Origin of the sequence: Bradyrhizobium sp., from assembly GCF_035484855.1 — a bacterium.
Lineage (GTDB): Bacteria > Pseudomonadota > Alphaproteobacteria > Rhizobiales > Xanthobacteraceae > Bradyrhizobium.
This window is the reverse complement of record NZ_DATHOP010000109.1, coordinates 68,158-85,890: the sequence shown is the minus strand read 5'-3', so window position 1 is coordinate 85,890 and position 17,733 is coordinate 68,158. Positions and strand designations below refer to the sequence as shown.

General features: G+C 64.4%; 17 protein-coding genes. 5 read left to right on the top strand and 12 right to left on the bottom strand.

Annotation, left to right across the window (positions count from 1 at the left end):
- Positions 1–67: 67 nt before the first annotated feature.
- The 9 genes from VK804_RS13000 to VK804_RS12960 form a co-directional block, all read right to left on the bottom strand.
- Positions 68–316 (bottom strand): hypothetical protein, encoded by a 249-nt coding sequence (locus tag VK804_RS13000; protein ID WP_325371219.1) that lies wholly within the window; start codon positions 314–316, stop codon positions 68–70.
- 156 nt (positions 317–472) lie between these two features.
- A complete protein-coding gene (locus tag VK804_RS12995; RefSeq protein ID WP_325371218.1) occupies positions 473–2,527 on the bottom strand; it encodes an ATP-binding protein in 2,055 nt (684 codons plus the stop codon).
- The gene (locus VK804_RS12990) at positions 2,524–4,023 is read right to left on the bottom strand and encodes an ATPase domain-containing protein (RefSeq protein WP_325371217.1); all 1,500 of its coding nucleotides are present in this window, start codon (positions 4,021–4,023) and stop codon (positions 2,524–2,526) included. The genes VK804_RS12995 and VK804_RS12990 overlap by 4 nt, the downstream gene beginning before the upstream one ends.
- A gap of 86 nt (positions 4,024–4,109) precedes the next feature.
- Positions 4,110–4,598 carry a GFA family protein gene (locus tag VK804_RS12985; protein ID WP_325371216.1) on the bottom strand — a complete coding sequence of 163 codons (489 nt, stop codon included), beginning with the start codon at positions 4,596–4,598 and terminating at the stop codon, positions 4,110–4,112.
- Between the two features lie 73 nt (positions 4,599–4,671).
- Positions 4,672–5,640, bottom strand: coding sequence for a nitronate monooxygenase family protein (locus tag VK804_RS12980; protein WP_325371215.1), 969 nt, complete (start codon positions 5,638–5,640; stop codon positions 4,672–4,674).
- 105 nt (positions 5,641–5,745) lie between these two features.
- Positions 5,746–6,246 carry a hypothetical protein gene (locus tag VK804_RS12975; protein ID WP_325371214.1) on the bottom strand — a complete coding sequence of 167 codons (501 nt, stop codon included), beginning with the start codon at positions 6,244–6,246 and terminating at the stop codon, positions 5,746–5,748.
- A gap of 125 nt (positions 6,247–6,371) precedes the next feature.
- Positions 6,372–6,953, bottom strand: a complete 582-nt coding sequence (locus VK804_RS12970) for a YqaA family protein (protein WP_325371213.1) — start codon at positions 6,951–6,953, stop codon at positions 6,372–6,374.
- Between the two features lie 65 nt (positions 6,954–7,018).
- Entirely contained in the window at positions 7,019–7,420 is a 402-nt protein-coding gene (gene hisE, locus VK804_RS12965; protein ID WP_325371212.1) for a phosphoribosyl-ATP diphosphatase, read from the bottom strand.
- Positions 7,421–7,531: 111 nt separating this feature from the next.
- On the bottom strand, positions 7,532–7,963 hold the full coding sequence (locus VK804_RS12960) for a hypothetical protein (protein WP_325371211.1): 432 nt from the start codon (positions 7,961–7,963) through the stop codon (positions 7,532–7,534).
- Positions 7,964–8,097: 134 nt separating this feature from the next.
- On the opposite strand from VK804_RS12960, the gene VK804_RS12955 reads away from it, so the two are divergent.
- The 4 genes from VK804_RS12955 to VK804_RS12940 all read left to right on the top strand — a co-directional run bounded on the left by VK804_RS12955 (position 8,098) and on the right by VK804_RS12940 (position 14,052).
- The gene (locus VK804_RS12955; RefSeq protein WP_325371210.1) at positions 8,098–9,897 is read left to right on the top strand and encodes a glucan ABC transporter ATP-binding protein/ permease; all 1,800 of its coding nucleotides are present in this window, start codon (positions 8,098–8,100) and stop codon (positions 9,895–9,897) included.
- A 196-nt stretch (positions 9,898–10,093) separates the two neighbouring features.
- Complete coding sequence (locus tag VK804_RS12950; protein ID WP_325371209.1) at positions 10,094–11,551, top strand: D-alanyl-D-alanine carboxypeptidase family protein; 1,458 nt, start codon at positions 10,094–10,096, stop codon at positions 11,549–11,551.
- 174 nt (positions 11,552–11,725) lie between these two features.
- Positions 11,726–13,408, top strand: coding sequence for a long-chain fatty acid--CoA ligase (locus VK804_RS12945; protein WP_325371208.1), 1,683 nt, complete (start codon positions 11,726–11,728; stop codon positions 13,406–13,408).
- 158 nt (positions 13,409–13,566) lie between these two features.
- Positions 13,567–14,052, top strand: a complete 486-nt coding sequence (locus VK804_RS12940; RefSeq protein WP_325371207.1) for a peroxiredoxin — start codon at positions 13,567–13,569, stop codon at positions 14,050–14,052.
- 84 nt (positions 14,053–14,136) lie between these two features.
- On the opposite strand, the gene rnhA is transcribed toward VK804_RS12940, so the two are convergent.
- From rnhA to ispH, 3 genes are read right to left on the bottom strand one after another with little or no spacing between them, the layout of a single operon-like run.
- Complete coding sequence (gene rnhA / locus VK804_RS12935; RefSeq protein ID WP_325371206.1) at positions 14,137–14,589, bottom strand: ribonuclease HI; 453 nt, start codon at positions 14,587–14,589, stop codon at positions 14,137–14,139.
- On the bottom strand, positions 14,586–15,569 hold the full coding sequence (locus VK804_RS12930) for a homoserine kinase (RefSeq protein WP_325371205.1): 984 nt from the start codon (positions 15,567–15,569) through the stop codon (positions 14,586–14,588). The genes rnhA and VK804_RS12930 overlap by 4 nt, the downstream gene beginning before the upstream one ends.
- Before the next feature lie 6 nt (positions 15,570–15,575).
- The gene (gene ispH / locus VK804_RS12925) at positions 15,576–16,538 is read right to left on the bottom strand and encodes a 4-hydroxy-3-methylbut-2-enyl diphosphate reductase (protein ID WP_325371204.1); all 963 of its coding nucleotides are present in this window, start codon (positions 16,536–16,538) and stop codon (positions 15,576–15,578) included.
- Between the two features lie 217 nt (positions 16,539–16,755).
- Between ispH and VK804_RS12920 the strand changes: the two genes are divergently transcribed.
- A complete protein-coding gene (locus VK804_RS12920) occupies positions 16,756–17,448 on the top strand; it encodes a DUF1013 domain-containing protein (protein WP_325371203.1) in 693 nt (230 codons plus the stop codon).
- The last annotated feature ends 285 nt before the right edge of the window (positions 17,449–17,733 follow it).

The following is a 17,733-nucleotide window of genomic DNA, read 5'->3' as shown; positions in this document are numbered from 1 at the left end:
TAATTAAGGCTTAACCGTGCCGTCATGGCGGCGGCCGCGGACCGGGCGGCAGGGGACCAGCGAAAAATCAGGCCGCGGCCGAGAGGACGTAGGCCTCCTGGATGTCGGCGACGATATCGGAGGCCTCCCACAGCGCGTCCGGTGCAACCGAGCGCAGGCTGATGGTCCAGTTGCCGCCCCTGGCGGTGCGGGGCGTCGCGACGATGTCGAACTGCACATTGCGGCAAAGGGGATGCCGCTCCAGCGCGTAGGCGACACGAGCCCTGATCTCCTCGATGGTAGCCGGGGTCTTGGCAAACAGTGTCTCGAAATCCATGACGCATCCCCTTGAACGACGCTTCCCAGGCCGCGACCCGCCGCGCCGGCAGTGAACGGCCTCACCAAGGGATTGTCGGGGCGATATGGTTAATGGCGCGTTAAGGTCGGAACCCGCCCCGTGATTGATCGGGCAGCGGCGCGGAAGCCGCTGGTCTCAGCCGAGCAGTTGATCGAGCCGGTCGCGCAACTGGTCCTGGTGATACGGCTTTGCCAGCCGTGGCAGGTCGAGCTGGGCGCCTTCGGGCAGTTCGGCATAACCGGTCGCGAGCAGGATCGGCAATGTCGGCCGCAGCTCGCGCGAGGCCTTGGCGAGTTCAATACCGGTCATGCCGGGCATCACATGGTCCGTCATCATCAGGTCGATCGGCTGTTCGCTGCCGATGATCTTGAGCGCGTGCAGGCCGGAACTGGCGCCGATCACCTGGTGGCCGAGATCCTCCAGCATTTCGGTGGTCGACAGCGCGATCAGCGGATCGTCGTCGACGAACAGGATCACCGCCGGGCGGTTCATCTTCTGCGACCGCTGCGCCGGGCTATCGACCTCCGGCGCCGATGTCGCGACCGGCAAGATCAGCGTCGCGGCGGTGCCCTTTCCCACCGTGCTCGTCAGCTGCAGCGCGCCGCCGAGCTGCACCGCAAGCCCGTGCACCATCGACAGGCCGAGCCCGGTGCCCTTGCCGAGCGGCTTCGACGAGAAGAACGGCTCGACCGCCCGCTTCAAAATCTCCGGCGGCATGCCCTTGCCGGTGTCGATCACCGACAGCTTCAGGTAACGGCCCGGCCGCAGCGCCGGATCGGCGCTGGCCTGGCATTCGGCGATCGCGATGTCGATCGAACCGCCATCCGGCATAGCGTCGCGCGCGTTGATCGCAAGGTTGAGGATCGCGAGTTCGACCTGGTTGGTGTCGACGCGCGCCGGCGGCAATCCCTCGGGCAGATCGAGCCGCAGCCTGACGCGCGGACCCAGCGAACGTTCGAGCAGGTCGATCATGCCCTGGATCAGGCCGCACAGATCGACCGGCACCGCGCGCAAATCTTGCTGGCGCGCGAATGCGAGCAGGCGCTGCGTCAGCGAGGCGCCGCGCTCAGCGCCCTGCATCGCGCCGGCGATCAGGCGCTGCAGGCGGGGATCGTCGGGGACGCGCTTGCGCAACAGATCGAGATTGCCCATCACCGCCATCAACAAGTTGTTGAAATCGTGGGCGACGCCGCCGGTGAGCTGGCCGATGGTCTCCATCTTCTGCGCCTGACGCAATTGCTCCTGGGCCCTTTCGCGCGCGGCGACTTCCTTCATCAGATCGGCGGTACGCTGCTCGACGCGCTGCTCCAGCGTCGCCGTCAGTTCCGCGAGCGCCGTGCGCTCGGCCGCCAGCTGCGCCAGCAGATTCTCGCGCTCGATTTCGGCGGTCTTGCGCGCGGTGATGTCGGAACAAACCCCGACCAGCGATTTGATGCTGCCGTCGGGCCGGACCACGGCGCGGGCGCGGACGTCGACCCAATGCTGCGAGCCGTCCGGCCAGATATTGCGATATTCGATGCTATAGTCGCCGCCGGTCTTGATGGTGCGGTCCAGCACGTCCTGGCGCCTGGCACGGTCGTCGGGATGAATCGCCGCCAGCAGTTCCTGATACGAGAACGGCTGTCCTGCCTTGCGTCCGAAAAACCGCTTGCAGGTATCGGAAGCCTCCAATTCCAGCTGCGGCAGATGCAATTCCAGCGCGCCGAGATGGCCGGCGTTGAGCGCGGTCTGCAGCAGGCCCTCGCTCTCGGTGAGGTTCTGCAGAATCGCGCGGGTCTGGTACTGGCGGCGCCGGCCACGGACCGCGGAGCCGACCACGCTCACCAGCGTGGTCGGGTGGAACGGACGCTCGATGAAGGTGACATTGCCGAGAGCCTGTCCAAGCCTCACGGCGTCCGGATTGCGCTCGGGGCCGCCGCCCTGATGGGTCAGCAGCACGAACGGGAAATCCGACCATGACGGTTGATCGTTCAGCCAGCGCATCAGGCCGCGCAGATCAGCGGTCTTGATCGCCTCGTCGGCGATCACGGCAAGACCGGCGCCACCTTCGATTTCGTGCAGCAGGCCCGCAAGATCAGCGCAAACATTGGCATAGTAGCCTGCTTCCTTGATCAATGCCGCGGCCACCGAGGCGTCGCGTCCGTTCGGCGCCAGAATCACGGCGCGTTCGGATGAGGGGCCCGGTCTCACTCGGTCAGCTCCTGCAGCAACGGCTGGCCCTCGCCGATATAGACGGGAACACCGCGCAATATTCCCTGGAAGCCGTCGAGCGGTTCGCCGATGGTGAGGCCGCGGTTGTCGATGCGGTATTCGCGAATCGTCGATTCGTGCATTCCGGTGCGCTTCTTGATGATCGAGATCGCGCGCCGCACGCTGCCGAGCGCCTCGAAGTAGCGCAGCAGCACCACGGTGTCGGCCAGATAGGTGACGTCGACCGGCGCCTTCATGTCGCCGACCAGCCCATGCTGCGCCACCGTCATGAAGGTCGCAGCACCCCTTCGATTGAGGTATTGCAGCAGTTCGTGTATGTGCAGGATCAGCGAATTTTCTTCGGGCATCGCCGCCTGATAACCATTGAGGCTGTCGATCACCACGGTCTTGATCTGGTCCTCATCGACCCGTTTGCGGACTCGATGCGCGAATTCGCCCGGCGAAAGCTCCGCGGCGTCCACCTGCTCGATGAAAAGCTTGCCGCCGCGTTGCATTTCCTGGAGGTCGATGCCGAGACCCTTCATACGCGAGAACAACAGGCCGAGCTCCTCATCAAAGATGAACAGGGCCGCCTTTTCGCCCCGCCTGATCGCGGCGGCCACAAACACGATCGCGGTAAGCGATTTGCCGGTACCGGCGGGACCGAGAATGAGCGTGCTCGATCCGGTCTCGACGCCGCCGCCGAGCAACTGATCCAGTTCCGCGATTCCGCTCGACATCGTGTGGCGGACCAGGTTGGCGCGGTATTCCGAGGCCACCAGGCGGGGGAACACGTTCAGGCCGCCGGTAGTGATGGTGACGTCGTGATAGCCGCCGCGAAACTTGACGCCGCGATATTTGATGACGCGCGCGCGCCGCCGCTCCGCGCCGTAGTTGGGCGCCAGTTCCTCCAGCCGCAGTACGCCATGGGCGACGCTGTGCACAGTCTTGTCGGCGATGTCGGCGGTCAGGTCGTCGAGCAGCATCACGGTGGTGTTGAATTTCGCGAAGTAGTGCTTGATCGCCAGGATCTGCCGCCGGTAACGCAGCGAGCTTTGCGCCAGCAGCCTGATCTCGGACAGGCTGTCGAGCACCACCCGCGCGGGACGCGTACGATCGACGGCTTCGAAGATCTGTTTCGTCGTCTCGCCGAGTTCGAGGTCGGACGAATAGAGCAGGCTCTGCTGCTGTTCGGAATCGAGCAAGCTCTCCGGCGGCAGCAGTTCGAACACCTCGATGCCGTTATCCAGCAACCAGCCATGCGAGGCCGCGCCGTCGCGCAACTCGCGCTCGGTCTCCGACAGGGTGATGTAGAGGCACTTTTCACCCACCTTGGCGCCTTCGAGCAGGAATTGCAGCGCCACCGTAGTCTTGCCGGTTCCGGGCGCGCCTTCCAGCAGGAAGACGTGACCGCGCGAAAATCCGCCCGACAAGATATTGTCCAGCCCCCAAATGCCGCTCTTTGCCTTGGTGGCGATCGGTTCAACCGAGTTCATGCGACCCCCCTCAACCGGGGACAAACTCGATTGGCACCAATCGGTTCCCGCGAAATGGAACTTTTCAGATCGCTCTGGCTGAGCCGCTATTTCCGCGGAAAGAATTCCGGCCACATCGCGCGCCATGCCGCCGCAAGCGGCCGAAAATCGTCCGGGCCGACCTCATGGCATTCGGCGTTGGCCGCGGGCAACACCCAGGGCTGCGCGCTCTTCATGAACATATGCGCTGCCGGAATGAGCCATGACGTGTCGTCGAGCGTGCCCGCCCGAACGTTGACGATCTCCTCGCGCCCCGCCCGCTCGCCGTAGAGCCTGCCGCCGCAATCCCTGCAGAACCAGGATATCACGAGAATGCCGGTCGGAGAGAGATGACGCCAGCCCTTCGGCTCGCCCTGCAGGATGTGAAAATCGCGGGCCAGCACCGGCATGTTCTGCGCGAACGCGCTGCCGGACGCGGTCTGGCAATCGGTGCAATTGCAGGTGTAGAGCAGCAGCGGAAACGACGCGATCTCATAACGGATCGCGCCGCAAGAACAGCCGCCGGTCATGGGAAGCGCAGGCCGCTTCGAGGTCATGATGGCTCCAATCGCACGGATTGAATCGGCCTTTCTTCCTTCTCCCATTGTTGCGGGAGAAGGGAAGTAAGCATCACAGCGCGGGATCGATCGCTTCGTCGTATTCCCTCTTGAACCGCGCGATCAATTCCGCGGCGGGCAATATCTTGCTGACGCTGCCGACGCCCTGGCCTGAGCCCCAGATTTCCTTCCAGGCCTTCGGCTTGGCGCGCTCGCCGGAGGCGTCGGTGCCAAAGCTCATTTTGGAGGCGTCGGACTCCGGCAAATTGTCCGGGTCCATGCCGGCAGCGACGATCGAGGGTTTCAGGTAATTGCCGTGCACGCCGGTGAACAGGTTGGAATAGACGATGTCTTCCGCGGCCGAGGTGGTGATCATCTGCTTGTAGCCTTCCACCGCATTGGCTTCCCTGGTGGCGATGAAGGCGGAGCCGATATAGGCGAAGTCGGCGCCCAACAGGCGGGCCGCGCGAATGGCGCGGCCATTGCCGATGGCGCCCGACAGCGCGATCGGGCCATCGAACCATTGCCGCGTCTCGGCCACGAAGGCGAATGGCGAAATCTCGCCGGCATGACCGCCGGCGCCGGCCGAGACCAGGATCAGGCCGTCGGCGCCCTTCTCGATCGCCTTGTGCGCGAATTTCTGGTTGATCACGTCGTGAAACACGATGCCGCCCCAGCCATGCGCGGCCTGATTGAGTTCTTCGCGCGCGCCCAGCGAGGTGATGATGACGGGCACCTTGTGCTTCTCGCATAGCGCCAGATCCTGATCGAGCCGGTTGTTCGAGCGGTGCACGATCTGATTGACCGCGAACGGCGCCGAAGGCGCGTCCGGATGCGCCTTGTCGTAGGCGGCAAGCTCCTGCTTGATCCGCGCCAGCCACTCGTCGAGCAGCGCGGGCGGACGCGCGTTCAGCGCCGGAAACGATCCGACGATGCCGGCCTTGCACTGGGCGATCACGAGATCGGGCACCGAGATGATGAACAGCGGCGCACCGATCACGGGTAGCGATAGACGACCCCTGAACAAGGCAGGCATGGACATGTTGGAAAATCCTTTTCGCGATTCATTCGATGACGGCACGCGTCGGTTTAATAGATGCCAGACATCATACCAACAAGGCAACCGCTGCCAGCACCGCCGGCACTGCTACTGGCACAGCGCGCTGGTGACGTAGTTGTCGGTGCGGCAGTCGTCCGGCTTTCGCGTCCGGCCGGGGATCAGCACCTTCGCCGAGCAGGTTTCCGCCGAATCGGTGTTGAGGCTCTTGCCCTCCTTGTAACCCTTGGACTGGCAGAGCTTGTCGGCACCGGACTTGCAGTCCGGCGAGCCGTCGGCCGAAGCCGGACAGATCATGCGCCCCGAAACCATCGAGGCCGGCCTGGCCAGCCGCGACAGGCTCTCGGATGCACCCTTTGCCGCATCTTTCGCACGTGCATTCAGGTCGTCGATGGTCTGTTGCGGACTTTTCAGGGGCGGCAGCTTGTCGAACAATTTTCCGATTTCGTTGATCAGGCCCGGATTCGCCTCGCGCTGCGGCGCGGCTTGCGGCGGCGCGGGCGGTGGCTGGGCGCCGGTATCCTGGACGCCGAGCGCAGGCGGCGGAGACGCGGTTTGCGGCCATGCGGCGCCGGCTGCGAGCAGCAGCATCGATATTCCCAGGGCCGCAGCCGCGGCATGCGACCTGGCGGGCGCGTGGAGTTGATCCGGTCGAGCCGTCATGACCTCGAATCTAACCCGAAGCCGTGGAGCGGCAAAGCGCTTCACGGTCTGTTTCACAGCATCCGAAACGCAATGACGAAGCCACCCACCAGCGCGGCGACGCCGATCGCCACCCACAGCCCGAGGCGTTGCTCGATCCGGACCCGGATCCATTCGCCATAGCGGTTGAGCAGGATGGCGACGAAGAAAAAACGCCCGCCGCGGGCGATCACCGAAAGCGCGACGAACAGCCAGATGTTGTAGTTGGCAAATCCCGAGGTGATGGTGACGAGCTTGTAGGGGATCGGCGTCAGTCCCTTCAGCAGGATGATCCAGGCGCCATATTCGGCGTAGCCGGCGCGGAACGCCTCGACCTTGCCGCCAAGACCGTAGAAATTGATCAGCCACTGCCCGAGCGAATCGTAGAGCAGCGCGCCGATCGCATAACCGAGGATGCCGCCGAGCACGGAAGCCGCCGTGCAGACCAGGGCGTAAAACCACGCCCGTTGCGGGCGCGCCAGCGACATCGGGATCAGCATCACGTCCGGGGGCACCGGGAAGAACGAACTCTCGGCGAACGCCACCGCTCCGAGGATCCAGAGCGCATAGGGCTTGTGGGCGGCGTCGATACACCAGTCGTAGATCCGTCTCAGCATGGCGCGATGAACCACCCCGCGGCGGATTTGTCCATGCCATGCATTCGCGGAAATTTCGTCAGGCGTCAGTGGCGCTTGCGCAAGGCGCGGCCTTCGAGCGCGACAATTGGTCGCCGAGCCACCCCCGCCGCGGTAGCCTTGGGCATTTTCACGGTCGATTTCGGCAGCTTCTCGGCAATTCCAAGCAGATGCTCCCGCCGCGCCATCTCGTTCCACACGTCCTCAGGCCGCACCCCGGCTGACGCCCACAGAACGGTCAGGTTGTAGAGCAGGTCGGCGCTCTCGCGCACCACGGCCGCCGTATTGCCGTTGACGGCGTCGATCACGACTTCGATGGCTTCTTCGGCGAGTTTCTTGGCCATCTTGGCCGGGCCGCGCTGAAACAGCCGGGCGGTTCGCGAGACACCCGGGTCGAGATCCCTGGCCGCGATGACAGCCTGATAAAGCCGTTCGAGCGAATCACTCATTTTGCGAATCTAGTCCAAATGCGTCGCCAGCGTGTTAACGCCCGCTGCCACAACGACAAATCCGCCGGCGACGGTGACCGGCGGATTAATCGGTTGCGGAAACTTTTTGGGCTACCAGCCGGCGTTCGGATGACCGTGGAAATACGGTACGCTCGCGCCATAGCCATTGTCGCCATAGCCGCCGTAATAGCCGGGGCCACCGCCGTAATAGACCGGACCGCCGCCATAGTAGGCCGGGCCGCCGCCGTAATAATCGTCGTAATAGGCCCGGCGGTTCTGGGTCGCGGCGATCGCAACGCCCGTGCCAACGATCGCGGCAAAGGCGCCTGCCGCCGCGGCACCTCCGCCACCACGGTAATAACGACGGCGGGCGCTGACGTCAGTGACGCCACCGCTCGCATTGGCCGCGGTTAACCCTGTTCCGGCTGGCGCCGAGCCGGCAAAGGCCGGCAGCGGCGCGACGGCCGTCAGCGCCATCGCCGCAACCGCCGCCATCGCAGCGGCGCGGCCAATCGACGAAAACAAAGCTTTTCGGGCAAACATCTCGAATATCCTCCATGACAAGCCTGCTGATCCAACACAGGGGGCGGATGTTTGGTTCCCCAGCCCGCGTTCCCCGATTAGAATGCGGACCTGAACGGTCGCCCGCCCGGCGCCTGACGAGTCCTCGAAACGGCATGTCACTGCTTCGTCTCTATATCCGCGTGCTCGACCTGCTCGGCAAGGAGGCGCGGCTCGGCTGGATCCTGGCCGGCGCCAATCTGCTGCTGGCCGGCGCGCAATTCGCCGAACCGGTGCTGTTCGGCCGCATCGTCGATGTGCTCTCCGGCAAGCCCGGTCCATCCGGATCGACATCGGCGTGGCCCCTGCTGGCGGCCTGGGCGGCGTTCGGCCTGTTCACGATTCTGTGCGGCGCGGCCGTTGCCCTGCATGCCGACCGGCTGGCGCATCGCCAGCGCCAGGCGGTGCTGACGAGCTATTTCGAACACATCATGCAGTTGCCGCTGACCTTCCACACCGGCACCCATTCAGGCCGGCTGATGAAGGTGATGCTCAACGGCACCGACGCGCTGTGGCGGCTGTGGCTCGGATTCTTCCGCGAGCATTTCGCCGCCATCATGTCGCTGGTGGTGCTGCTGCCGCTTGCGCTCTACATCAACTGGCGGCTCGCGATCCTTCTGTTCGCGCTGTGCGTGGTGTTCACGGTGCTGACGACGCTCGTGGTGCGCAAGACCTACGGCATGCAGAACGAGGTCGAGGCGCATTACAGCGACCTTTCCGCGCGGGCCTCCGACGCCCTCGGCAATGTCGCGCTGGTGCAGAGTTTTGTGCGCATCGATGCCGAGGTGCAGGGCCTGCGCTTCGTCGCCGACCAGCTGCTCGCCGTGCAGATGCCGGTGTTGTCGTGGTGGGCGCTGGTCACCGTGATCACGCGCGCCTCCACCACCATCACGGTGCTGGCGATCTTCACCGTCGGCATCGCGCTGCACGAACAGGGGCTCACTTCGGTCGGCGAGATCGTGATGTTCGTCAGCTTCGCCACGCTCTTGATCCAGAAGCTCGAGCAGGTGGTCGGCTTCATCAACAGTCTGTTCATGGAAGCGCCGCGCCTGCAGGAATTCTTCAACGTGCTGGACGCGGTGCCCGCGGTGCGTGACCGGCCCGACGCGATCGATACCGGGCGGCTGGCGGGGCTGATCGAATTCAACGACGTGTCGTTCTCCTACGACGGCAAGCGGCCGGCGGTCGAAGACCTGTCCTTTGTCGCATTGCCCGGCCAGACCATCGCGCTGGTCGGTCCGACCGGCGCCGGCAAATCGACCGCGATCGCGCTGCTGCATCGCGCGTTCGATCCGCAGTCCGGCTTCATCCGGATCGACGGCATGGATATCCGCGGCCTGACGCTGACGGCGCTGCGGCGGAACATCGGCGTGGTGTTCCAGGAGGCGCTGTTGTTCAACCGCTCGATCGCCGACAATCTGCGCGTCGGCAAGCCGGACGCGACCGATGAGGAATTGCGGATTGCCGCGGGCCGCGCGCAGGCGCTGGAATTCATCGAGCGCAGCGAGCAGGGATTTCAAACCAATGCCGGCGAGCGCGGGCGGATGCTGTCGGGCGGCGAGCGGCAGCGGCTGTCGATCGCGCGCGCGCTGCTGAAGGACCCGCCGATCCTGATCCTCGACGAGGCAACCAGCGCGCTCGACGCCGTCACCGAAGCCAAGGTCAACGCCGCTCTCGATGAAGTGATGAAGGGCCGCACCACATTCGTGATTGCGCACCGGCTTTCCACCATCCGCAACGCCACGCGCATCCTGGTGTTCGATGGCGGACAGGTGATCGAAAGCGGAACTTTCGATGAACTGGTGGCGAAAGGCGGCCGTTTCGCGGAATTGGCGCGCGCCCAGTTCATGGTTCAGGAGAACGCGCGGGCCAGTATTCAAGCGCAAGGCGCAGCCAGCGCCACTGTCAAGATTTAAGGCAAGATTTTAAGGGTGGTCGAATTTCGGCCCCTTTCGTCCACGATTTAATCGCCCGGCCTCTGTTCTGGATCGGCAAGCCGGTATAGGTTTGCAGCGCCGTAGCGGACGGCGCCGGACACGCTTGAAACCCGAATGTCACACGCCAGGACCTCCTCGCTTTCAGAGGCGGGCCTCAGAGGACCGGAATCGAATAGTGCATCTGCTTCGCCCGTTGCTTCGCAAGTCCTCGTGGACCTGGATTCTCCTCGTCGCTGCGCTCGGCATCCTCACCGCGCGCGTCGCGCATGCGGAAGCATGGCTGGTGGTCGAAGCCGACACCGGCAAGGTGCTGGAAGCGCAGAACGCGACTTATCCCTGGTATCCCGCTTCCGTGACCAAGATGATGACGGCCTATGTCACGCTCAAGGCCGTCAAGGAGGGGCGTATCACGATGGATACGCTGTTCACGGTGTCTTCGGTCGCAGCCTCGCAGTCGCCGTCGAAAATGGGTTTCCGTCCCGGCACGCAGGTCACCGTGCAGAATGCGCTGGCGATGATGCTGGTGAAATCGGCCAACGACATGGCGGTGGTGCTCGCCGAAGGCGTCGGCGGTTCGATCGACGGGTTCTCGGCGATGATGAACCAGAACGCGCAGCGGCTCGGCATGACGCAGACGAGCTACGTCAATCCGAACGGCCTGCCGGCGGACGGCCAGATCACCTCGGCGCGCGATCTCGCCATTCTCGCCCGCGCCATCATTCACGACCTGCCGGAATACGAATATTTCTACCACATCCCCTCGATCCGCTTCGGCCGCAAGGTCACCAACAATTTCAACCATCTGATCGGACGCTATCCCGGCGCCGACGGCTTCAAGACCGGCTTCATCTGCGCCTCCGGCTACAACCTCGTGGGATCGGCGACCCATAACGGCAAGCGGCTGATCGCCGTGGTGCTCGGTTCCACCTCCGGCCACATGCGCGCGGTGCGGGCCGCCCAATTGCTCGAGCGCGGCTTTGCCAACAACACGCTGTCCTGGCTGCGTCCCTCGCTCGGCATCGTCGACAATCTGGTGCCGATCGACGCCTCGCCGCCGAACCTGCGCGACGAGATGTGCGGCGGCAAGCGCCACAAGCCGGCCAGCGACGAGGATGAAGACACGGTCGCCACCAACAGCGGCAGCGCGAGCAGCAGCAGCAGCGGGGAAAGCGCGATGACGTTCTTTGCCGCCGGCTTGCAGCCGCCGATGCCGAAACCCTCGGATATGCTGGCGGGCCCGGCCGAAGCTTCGGAGCCGATGGTCGTCTACACCGGCCCGACCCGGACCGGCGCGGCGCTGACGGCTGCGGTCAATGCGGACTCCGAGAAGCAGACGTCCCGGCATCGCGGCAAGAAGACGCGCCTTGCGGCAAAGCCCGATGCGGCGGTCGAGCCCAAGGGACCCGAATCCAAGCCCGACGCGACGTCCGCGGCCAAACCTGCGGCCGCAAGGCACGCCAATGCCAAGCCTGATGCGGCCGCAAAGCCTGCCGAAAAGCCCATCGCCGCGGCCGACAAGCCCACAGCCAAGCCGGCCAAGCCCAAGGCCGTTGCGAAACCCGCACCCAAGCCCAAGAGCGCGACCAGCGACGCCAGGCCGGCGGATCAAACGCCCGGCGCGCCACACACCTGAACCCCTCGCGGCGCTACCCAAAGGCGGCACTCCTGTCCAGCAACGATCCGCCGACCGGGCGTGGGCGCTTGCCACGGACGGCCGCCTTGCTCAATACTGCCGGGAAACAAGACGGCCCGAAATGCGGCATCCCGCCGAGACGGCGAGGGAACTGAACCTCAGAGGGGGAATACCATGGAGCGGATCTGGCTCAAGCAATATCCACCCGGCGTGCCCGCCGATATCGACGTGACCCAATACGCCTCGCTGGTCGAATTGCTGGAGGAGAGCTTTGCGAAATTCGCCGACCGCAAGGCCTTCATCTGCATGGACAAGTCGATCAGCTATCGCGATCTCGACGAAATGTCGCGGGCGCTTGGCGCCTATCTGCAGGGCAAGGGCCTGCAGAAGGGCGCGCGCGTCGCGCTGATGATGCCGAACGTAATGCAATATCCGGTATCGACCGCGGCCGTGCTGCGCGCGGGCTACGCGGTCGTCAACGTCAATCCGCTCTATACCCCGCGCGAACTCGAGCACCAGCTCAAGGATTCCGGCGCCGAGGCCATCATCGTGCTGGAGAATTTCGCGACCACCGTGCAGCAGGTGATAGGCAAGACCGCGGTCAAGCATGTCATCGTCGGCAGCATGGGGGACATGCTCGGCTTGAAGGGCATGATCGTCAATCTGGTGGTGCGGCGGGTGAAGAAGATGGTGCCGCCCTATTCGATCCCGGGCGCGGTCGCCTTCAACGACGCGGTCGCGGCCGGCCGCGGCATGAAATTCAACAAGCCGAAGATGACGGCTGACGATGTCGCCTTCCTGCAATATACCGGCGGCACCACCGGCGTCTCCAAGGGCGCGACGCTGCTTCATCGCAACATTCTGGCCAATGTGCTGCAGAACGACGCCTGGCTGCAGCCGGCGCTGAAGAAGCCCCCGATCGTCGACAATATGATCATCGTCTGCGCGCTGCCGCTTTATCACGTCTTCGCGCTGACCGCGTGTTACCTGCTGGGCATGCGCGCGGGCGGCACCAATCTGTTGATCCCCAACCCGCGCGACATGGCCGGCTTCGTCAAGGAGCTGACGAAATACCAGGTCAGCTTTTTCCCGGCGGTCAACACCCTCTACAACGGCCTGTTGAACACACCGGGGTTCGACAAGCTCGATTTCTCCAAGCTGAAAATCTCGAACGGCGGCGGCATGGCCACGCAAAAACCGGTTGCCGAGAAATGGCTGAGAACCACCGGCTGCGCATTGTCGGAAGGCTATGGGCTGTCCGAGACCTCGCCGACGCTGACCTGCAACCGGGCCGACATCGAGGAGTTCTCGGGTACGATCGGTCTCCCGGTGCCCTCGACTTACCTTTCGATCCGCGACGATGACGGCAACGAGGTGCCACTCGGCGAGCCCGGCGAAATCTGCGCCAAGGGCCCGCAGGTGATGGCCGGCTACTGGAACAGGCCGGACGAGACCGCCAAGGTGATGACCGCGGACGGCTATTTCCGCACCGGCGACATCGGCGTGATGACGGCGGACGGCTTTACCAAGATCGTCGACCGCAAGAAGGACATGATCCTGGTCTCGGGCTTCAACGTCTATCCCAACGAGATCGAGGAGGTGCTGGCGAGCCATCCCGGCGTGCTGGAATGCGCCGTGATCGGCGTCCCCGACGCGCGCTCGGGCGAGGCGGTGAAGGCGTTCGTGGTGAAGAAGGATCCGAACGTCACCGCCGAGGACATCATCAAGTTCTCCCAGACCCAATTGACCGGCTACAAGGTGCCGAAGCAGATCGAGTTTCGGACCAGCCTGCCGAAGACCAATGTCGGCAAGATCCTGCGCCGCGAACTGCGCGATGAGAACAAGGCGGCGGCCTGAGAAGGCACCTGCGGGCGTGCGATGTTCGACCACGCCCGCGGCCTGCTTGATGACAGAACAGTGAACACGGCGACCCATTGCCGTTTTCGCTGATGCCAATATTGTGCCCGCCGCCCGCCCGGTTTAAGAACCATCCGCACCATTAAGGAGATTTGACGATGACGATCCAAGTTGGCGACAAGCTGCCGGAAGCCAAGTTTCGCGTGATGACGGCGGAGGGTCCGCAAGTGAAGACCACCGACGACATCTTCAAGGGCAAAAGGGTCGCGCTGTTCGCGGTCCCCGGCGCCTATACCGGCACCTGCCACAAGATGCACCTGCCGAGCATCTTCCTCAACGCCTACGCCATCAAGGGCAAGGGCGTCGACACCATCGCCATCGTCTCGGTCAACGACGCCTTCGTCATGAACGCCTGGAAGCGTGACACCGATCAGCGCGACGAGGCCACCTTCCTCGCCGACGGCAACGCCGACTTCACCAAGGCGATCGGCATGGAGCTCGACGCTTCCGGCAACGGGCTCGGCATCCGCTCGCACCGCTACTCGATGGTGGTGGATGACGGCGTGGTCAAGAAGCTCAACAAGGAGCCCGCGCCCGGCAAGGTCGAGGTTTCGGGCGGCGACACGCTGCTGGGGCAGCTGTAGGGCCATCGTCATTGCGAGCGGAGCGAAGCAATCCATAGCCGCAAGCTGGATTGCTTCGTCGCTTCGCTCCTCGCAATGACGGATTCATCTCTTCAGCCGCGCCATCGCCACGCCCTCGCGTGCGAGCTGGTCGGCGCGCTCGTTCTCGTCGTGGCCGGCGTGGCCCTTGACCCAGTGCCAGCGGACCTCGTGCGATTTCAGCGCGGCGTCGAGGCGCTGCCACAGTTCGGCATTCTTGACCGGCTTCTTGTCCGCGGTGCGCCAGCCGTTCTTCTTCCAGCCATGGATCCAGCTGGTGATGCCCTGCCGGACATATTGACTGTCGGTGTAGAGATCGACCGAGCACGACTTCTTCAGCGCTTCCAGCGCGGAGATCGCCGCCATCAGCTCCATGCGGTTGTTGGTGGTGTGGGCTTCGCCGCCCTTCAATTCCTTCTCGACCTCGCCGAATTTCAGGATCGCGCCCCAGCCGCCCGGTCCGGGATTGCCCGAACAGGCGCCGTCGGTATGGATGACGACGGGCGGAAGTGCGCTCACGCCACCAGCCCCGAAGTCGCGACGCCGTAATCGCGCAGGCTGGTCACGCCCTGCTGGAAGCGCAGTTTTCTGGCATATTCCAGCGGATCCTTCGGACGCACCAAGGCGCCTGGCGGGACGTTGAGGAAATCGACCAGCCGCGTCAGCAAAAAGCGCAACGCCGCGCCGCGCGCGAGCAGCGGCAGCGCGCTCTCCTCCGCATCCGACAGTTGCCGCTCACGGCCGTAAGCGCCCAGGAAAGCGCGCGCCTTGGTGACGTTGAACGAGCAATCGCTCTCGAAGCACCAGGCGTTGAGGCAGATCGCGACGTCATAGGCCAGCATGTCGTTGCAGGCGAAGGTGAAGTCAATGATGCCCGACAGTTTGTCGCCGAGGAAGAACACGTTGTCGGGAAACAGATCGGCGTGGATCACCCCTTGCGGCAAGTGTTTCGGCCAGACGCCGCCTTCGAGATAATCGAGTTCGGCCGAAATGAGCGCCCGCAACCCGCTTTGCACTTCGTCGGCGCGGGTAGCCGCCTGTTCGAACAGCGGCCGCCAGCCCGACACCGACAGCGCATTGGCGCGTTGAACCGGAAAATCGCGCCCCGCCAGATGCATCCGCGCCAGCGCCTGGCCGACGCCGGCGCAGTGCGCGACGTTGGGCTTGCGCGGCCAGACACCTTCCAGGAAATGGATGATGGCCGCGGGCCGCCCGGCCAAGGTGCTGAGCGCCTCACCGTCCCGGTTCTGCACCGGCAGCGGACAGGAGATGCCGCGCGAGGCGAGATGGGTCATCAGGCCGAGAAAGAACGGCAGGTCGCCGCGGGCGACGCGCTTCTCATACAGCGTCAGGATGAAATAGCCGGCCTGGGTATGCAGCAGGAAGTTGGAATTCTCGACGCCCTCGGCGATGCCCTTGTAGGACAGCAATTCGCCGAGATCGTAACGGGAAAGGAATTCCGCAAGCTCGTCGGCGGCAACGTCGGTGTATACCGCCATGGGCGCCTACGCAGCGTCTGGCCGCAGCGAACGCGGCAGCGGGAAGAACTCGTTCTCTTCCGCGGCCGAGACCGTCTCCACATGCAGGTCGTAGCGCTCGGCAAACGCACCCATGATCTCTTCGACGATCACCTCCGGCGCCGACGCGCCCGCGGTGATGCCGAGGCTCTTTATGCCTTCGAACCGCTTCCAGTCGATATCGGCGGCGCGCTGCGCCAATACCGCGATCGGGCAGCCCTCGCGCTCGGCGACCTCGCGCAGCCGCTGCGAGTTCGACGAGTTCGGCGCGCCGACCACGATCAGGGCGTCGACCACGGGGGCCACCTTCTTGACCGCGAGCTGGCGGTTGGTGGTGGCGTAGCAGATGTCTTCCTTGTGCGGGCCGGAGATGTTGGGGAATCGCTCCTTCAGCATCGCCACGATCTCGGCGGTGTCGTCGATCGACAGCGTGGTCTGCGTCACGAAGGCGAGATTGTCGGGATCCTTCGGCGTGAAGGTTTTGGCATCCTGCGCGGTCTCGATCAGCGTCACCGCGCCCGGCGGCAATTGGCCGAGCGTACCGACCACTTCGGGGTGATGCGAATGCCCGATCAGCAGGATTTCCCGGCCGCGCTTGAAATGGATCGCGGCCTCCCGGTGCACTTTCGTCACCAGCGGACAGGTCGCGTCCAGCGAGAAGAAATTGCGGGCTCTGGCGTCGGCCGGCACCGATTTCGGAACCCCGTGGGCGGAAAACACCACCGGCGCATTGGTATTGTCCGGGATTTCGGCCAGTTCCTCGACGAAAATCGCGCCCTTGGTCTTCAGGCTGTCCACCACATAGCGGTTGTGGACGATCTCGTGGCGGACATAGACCGGGGCGCCATAGATGGTCAGCGCCCGTTCCACGGTGTCGATCGCCCGCACCACCCCGGCGCAGAAGCCGCGGGGCGAGCAAAGCACGATTCTCAGGGGTGGTTTGGCCTGCATTTGATGCGATCTCGGACCGAATCACCCCTCGCCGCCGGGCTGGGAACGGTCAATTCGGATAAGGACTTGGGACTGCTTTCGGGCTCTGTCAAGGCCGTTTCGCAAGAGCCATTGCAGACTTCCCCCCGGACGGCTTATATAGGGCCGTAATTCCCGTCATCGCTGATGACCATCGGCTTCGCCTCCAGGGGTGGGCGAAGCGCTAAGGAGATTTGCCATGAGCAATGCACCGCTGATGCCGAAAGCCACGGCCGTGTGGCTGGTCGACAATACCGCGCTGACCTTCGACCAAGTGGCCGATTTCACCAAGATGCACCCGCTCGAGGTGCGCGCCATCGCCGACGGCGACGCCGCCCAGGGCATCAAGGGCATGGACCCGATTTCGACCGGCCAACTCACCCGCGACGAAATCGAGCGCGGCGAGAAGGACCCGAACTACCGGCTGAAACTCGAGGAGAGCAAGGTGACGCTGCCGCCGGCCGCCAAGAAGAAGGGCCCGCGCTACACCCCGGTGTCGCGCCGCCACGAGCGGCCGAGCGCGATCCTCTGGCTGGTGCGCAACCATCCCGAATTGAAGGACGCCCAGATCATGCGGCTGGTCGGCACCACCAAGACCACGATCGCCAGCGTCCGCGACCGCACCCACTGGAACGCCTCGACCCTGACCCCGATGGACCCGGTGACGCTCGGCCTGTGCTCGCAGATCGAGCTCGATTTCGAGGTGCAGCGCGCCGCCAAGGAGAAGCCGATCGACACCGCCTATGGCGGCGCCACTCTTTTGCCGGCCTCCGAGACCACCCGCAAGGAAGCCGAATTCGAGCCCAGCGAGAAAGAGCGCGACGATCTCAACGTCGACGCCGTGTTCGCCAAGCTGAAGACGATCGGCGGCAAGAAGCCGGAGCAGGAGTAGCGGGACAGGCGCGCGCCTCTCGGCCACCGTCGTCCCGGCCTCCGAGCCGGGACGACGCGGAGGGTGGTCGCGCTCCGAATTCATATTTTCAAACGGCCCACCATTCTTCTCCCCTCCCTCCCCCCGCGAGCGCAGTGAGTGGTGGGGAGGGGAGCACACTGTGCATTGGTTCGCGATTCTCGCTCTACATTGTCGTTGCGAGCGCAAGCGCTGCCACAAGCCCGCAAGACAGCCCCGTGAATCCGGGCTAATATCGCAGCTTGAAATTCAGCTTGGAGAGGATGG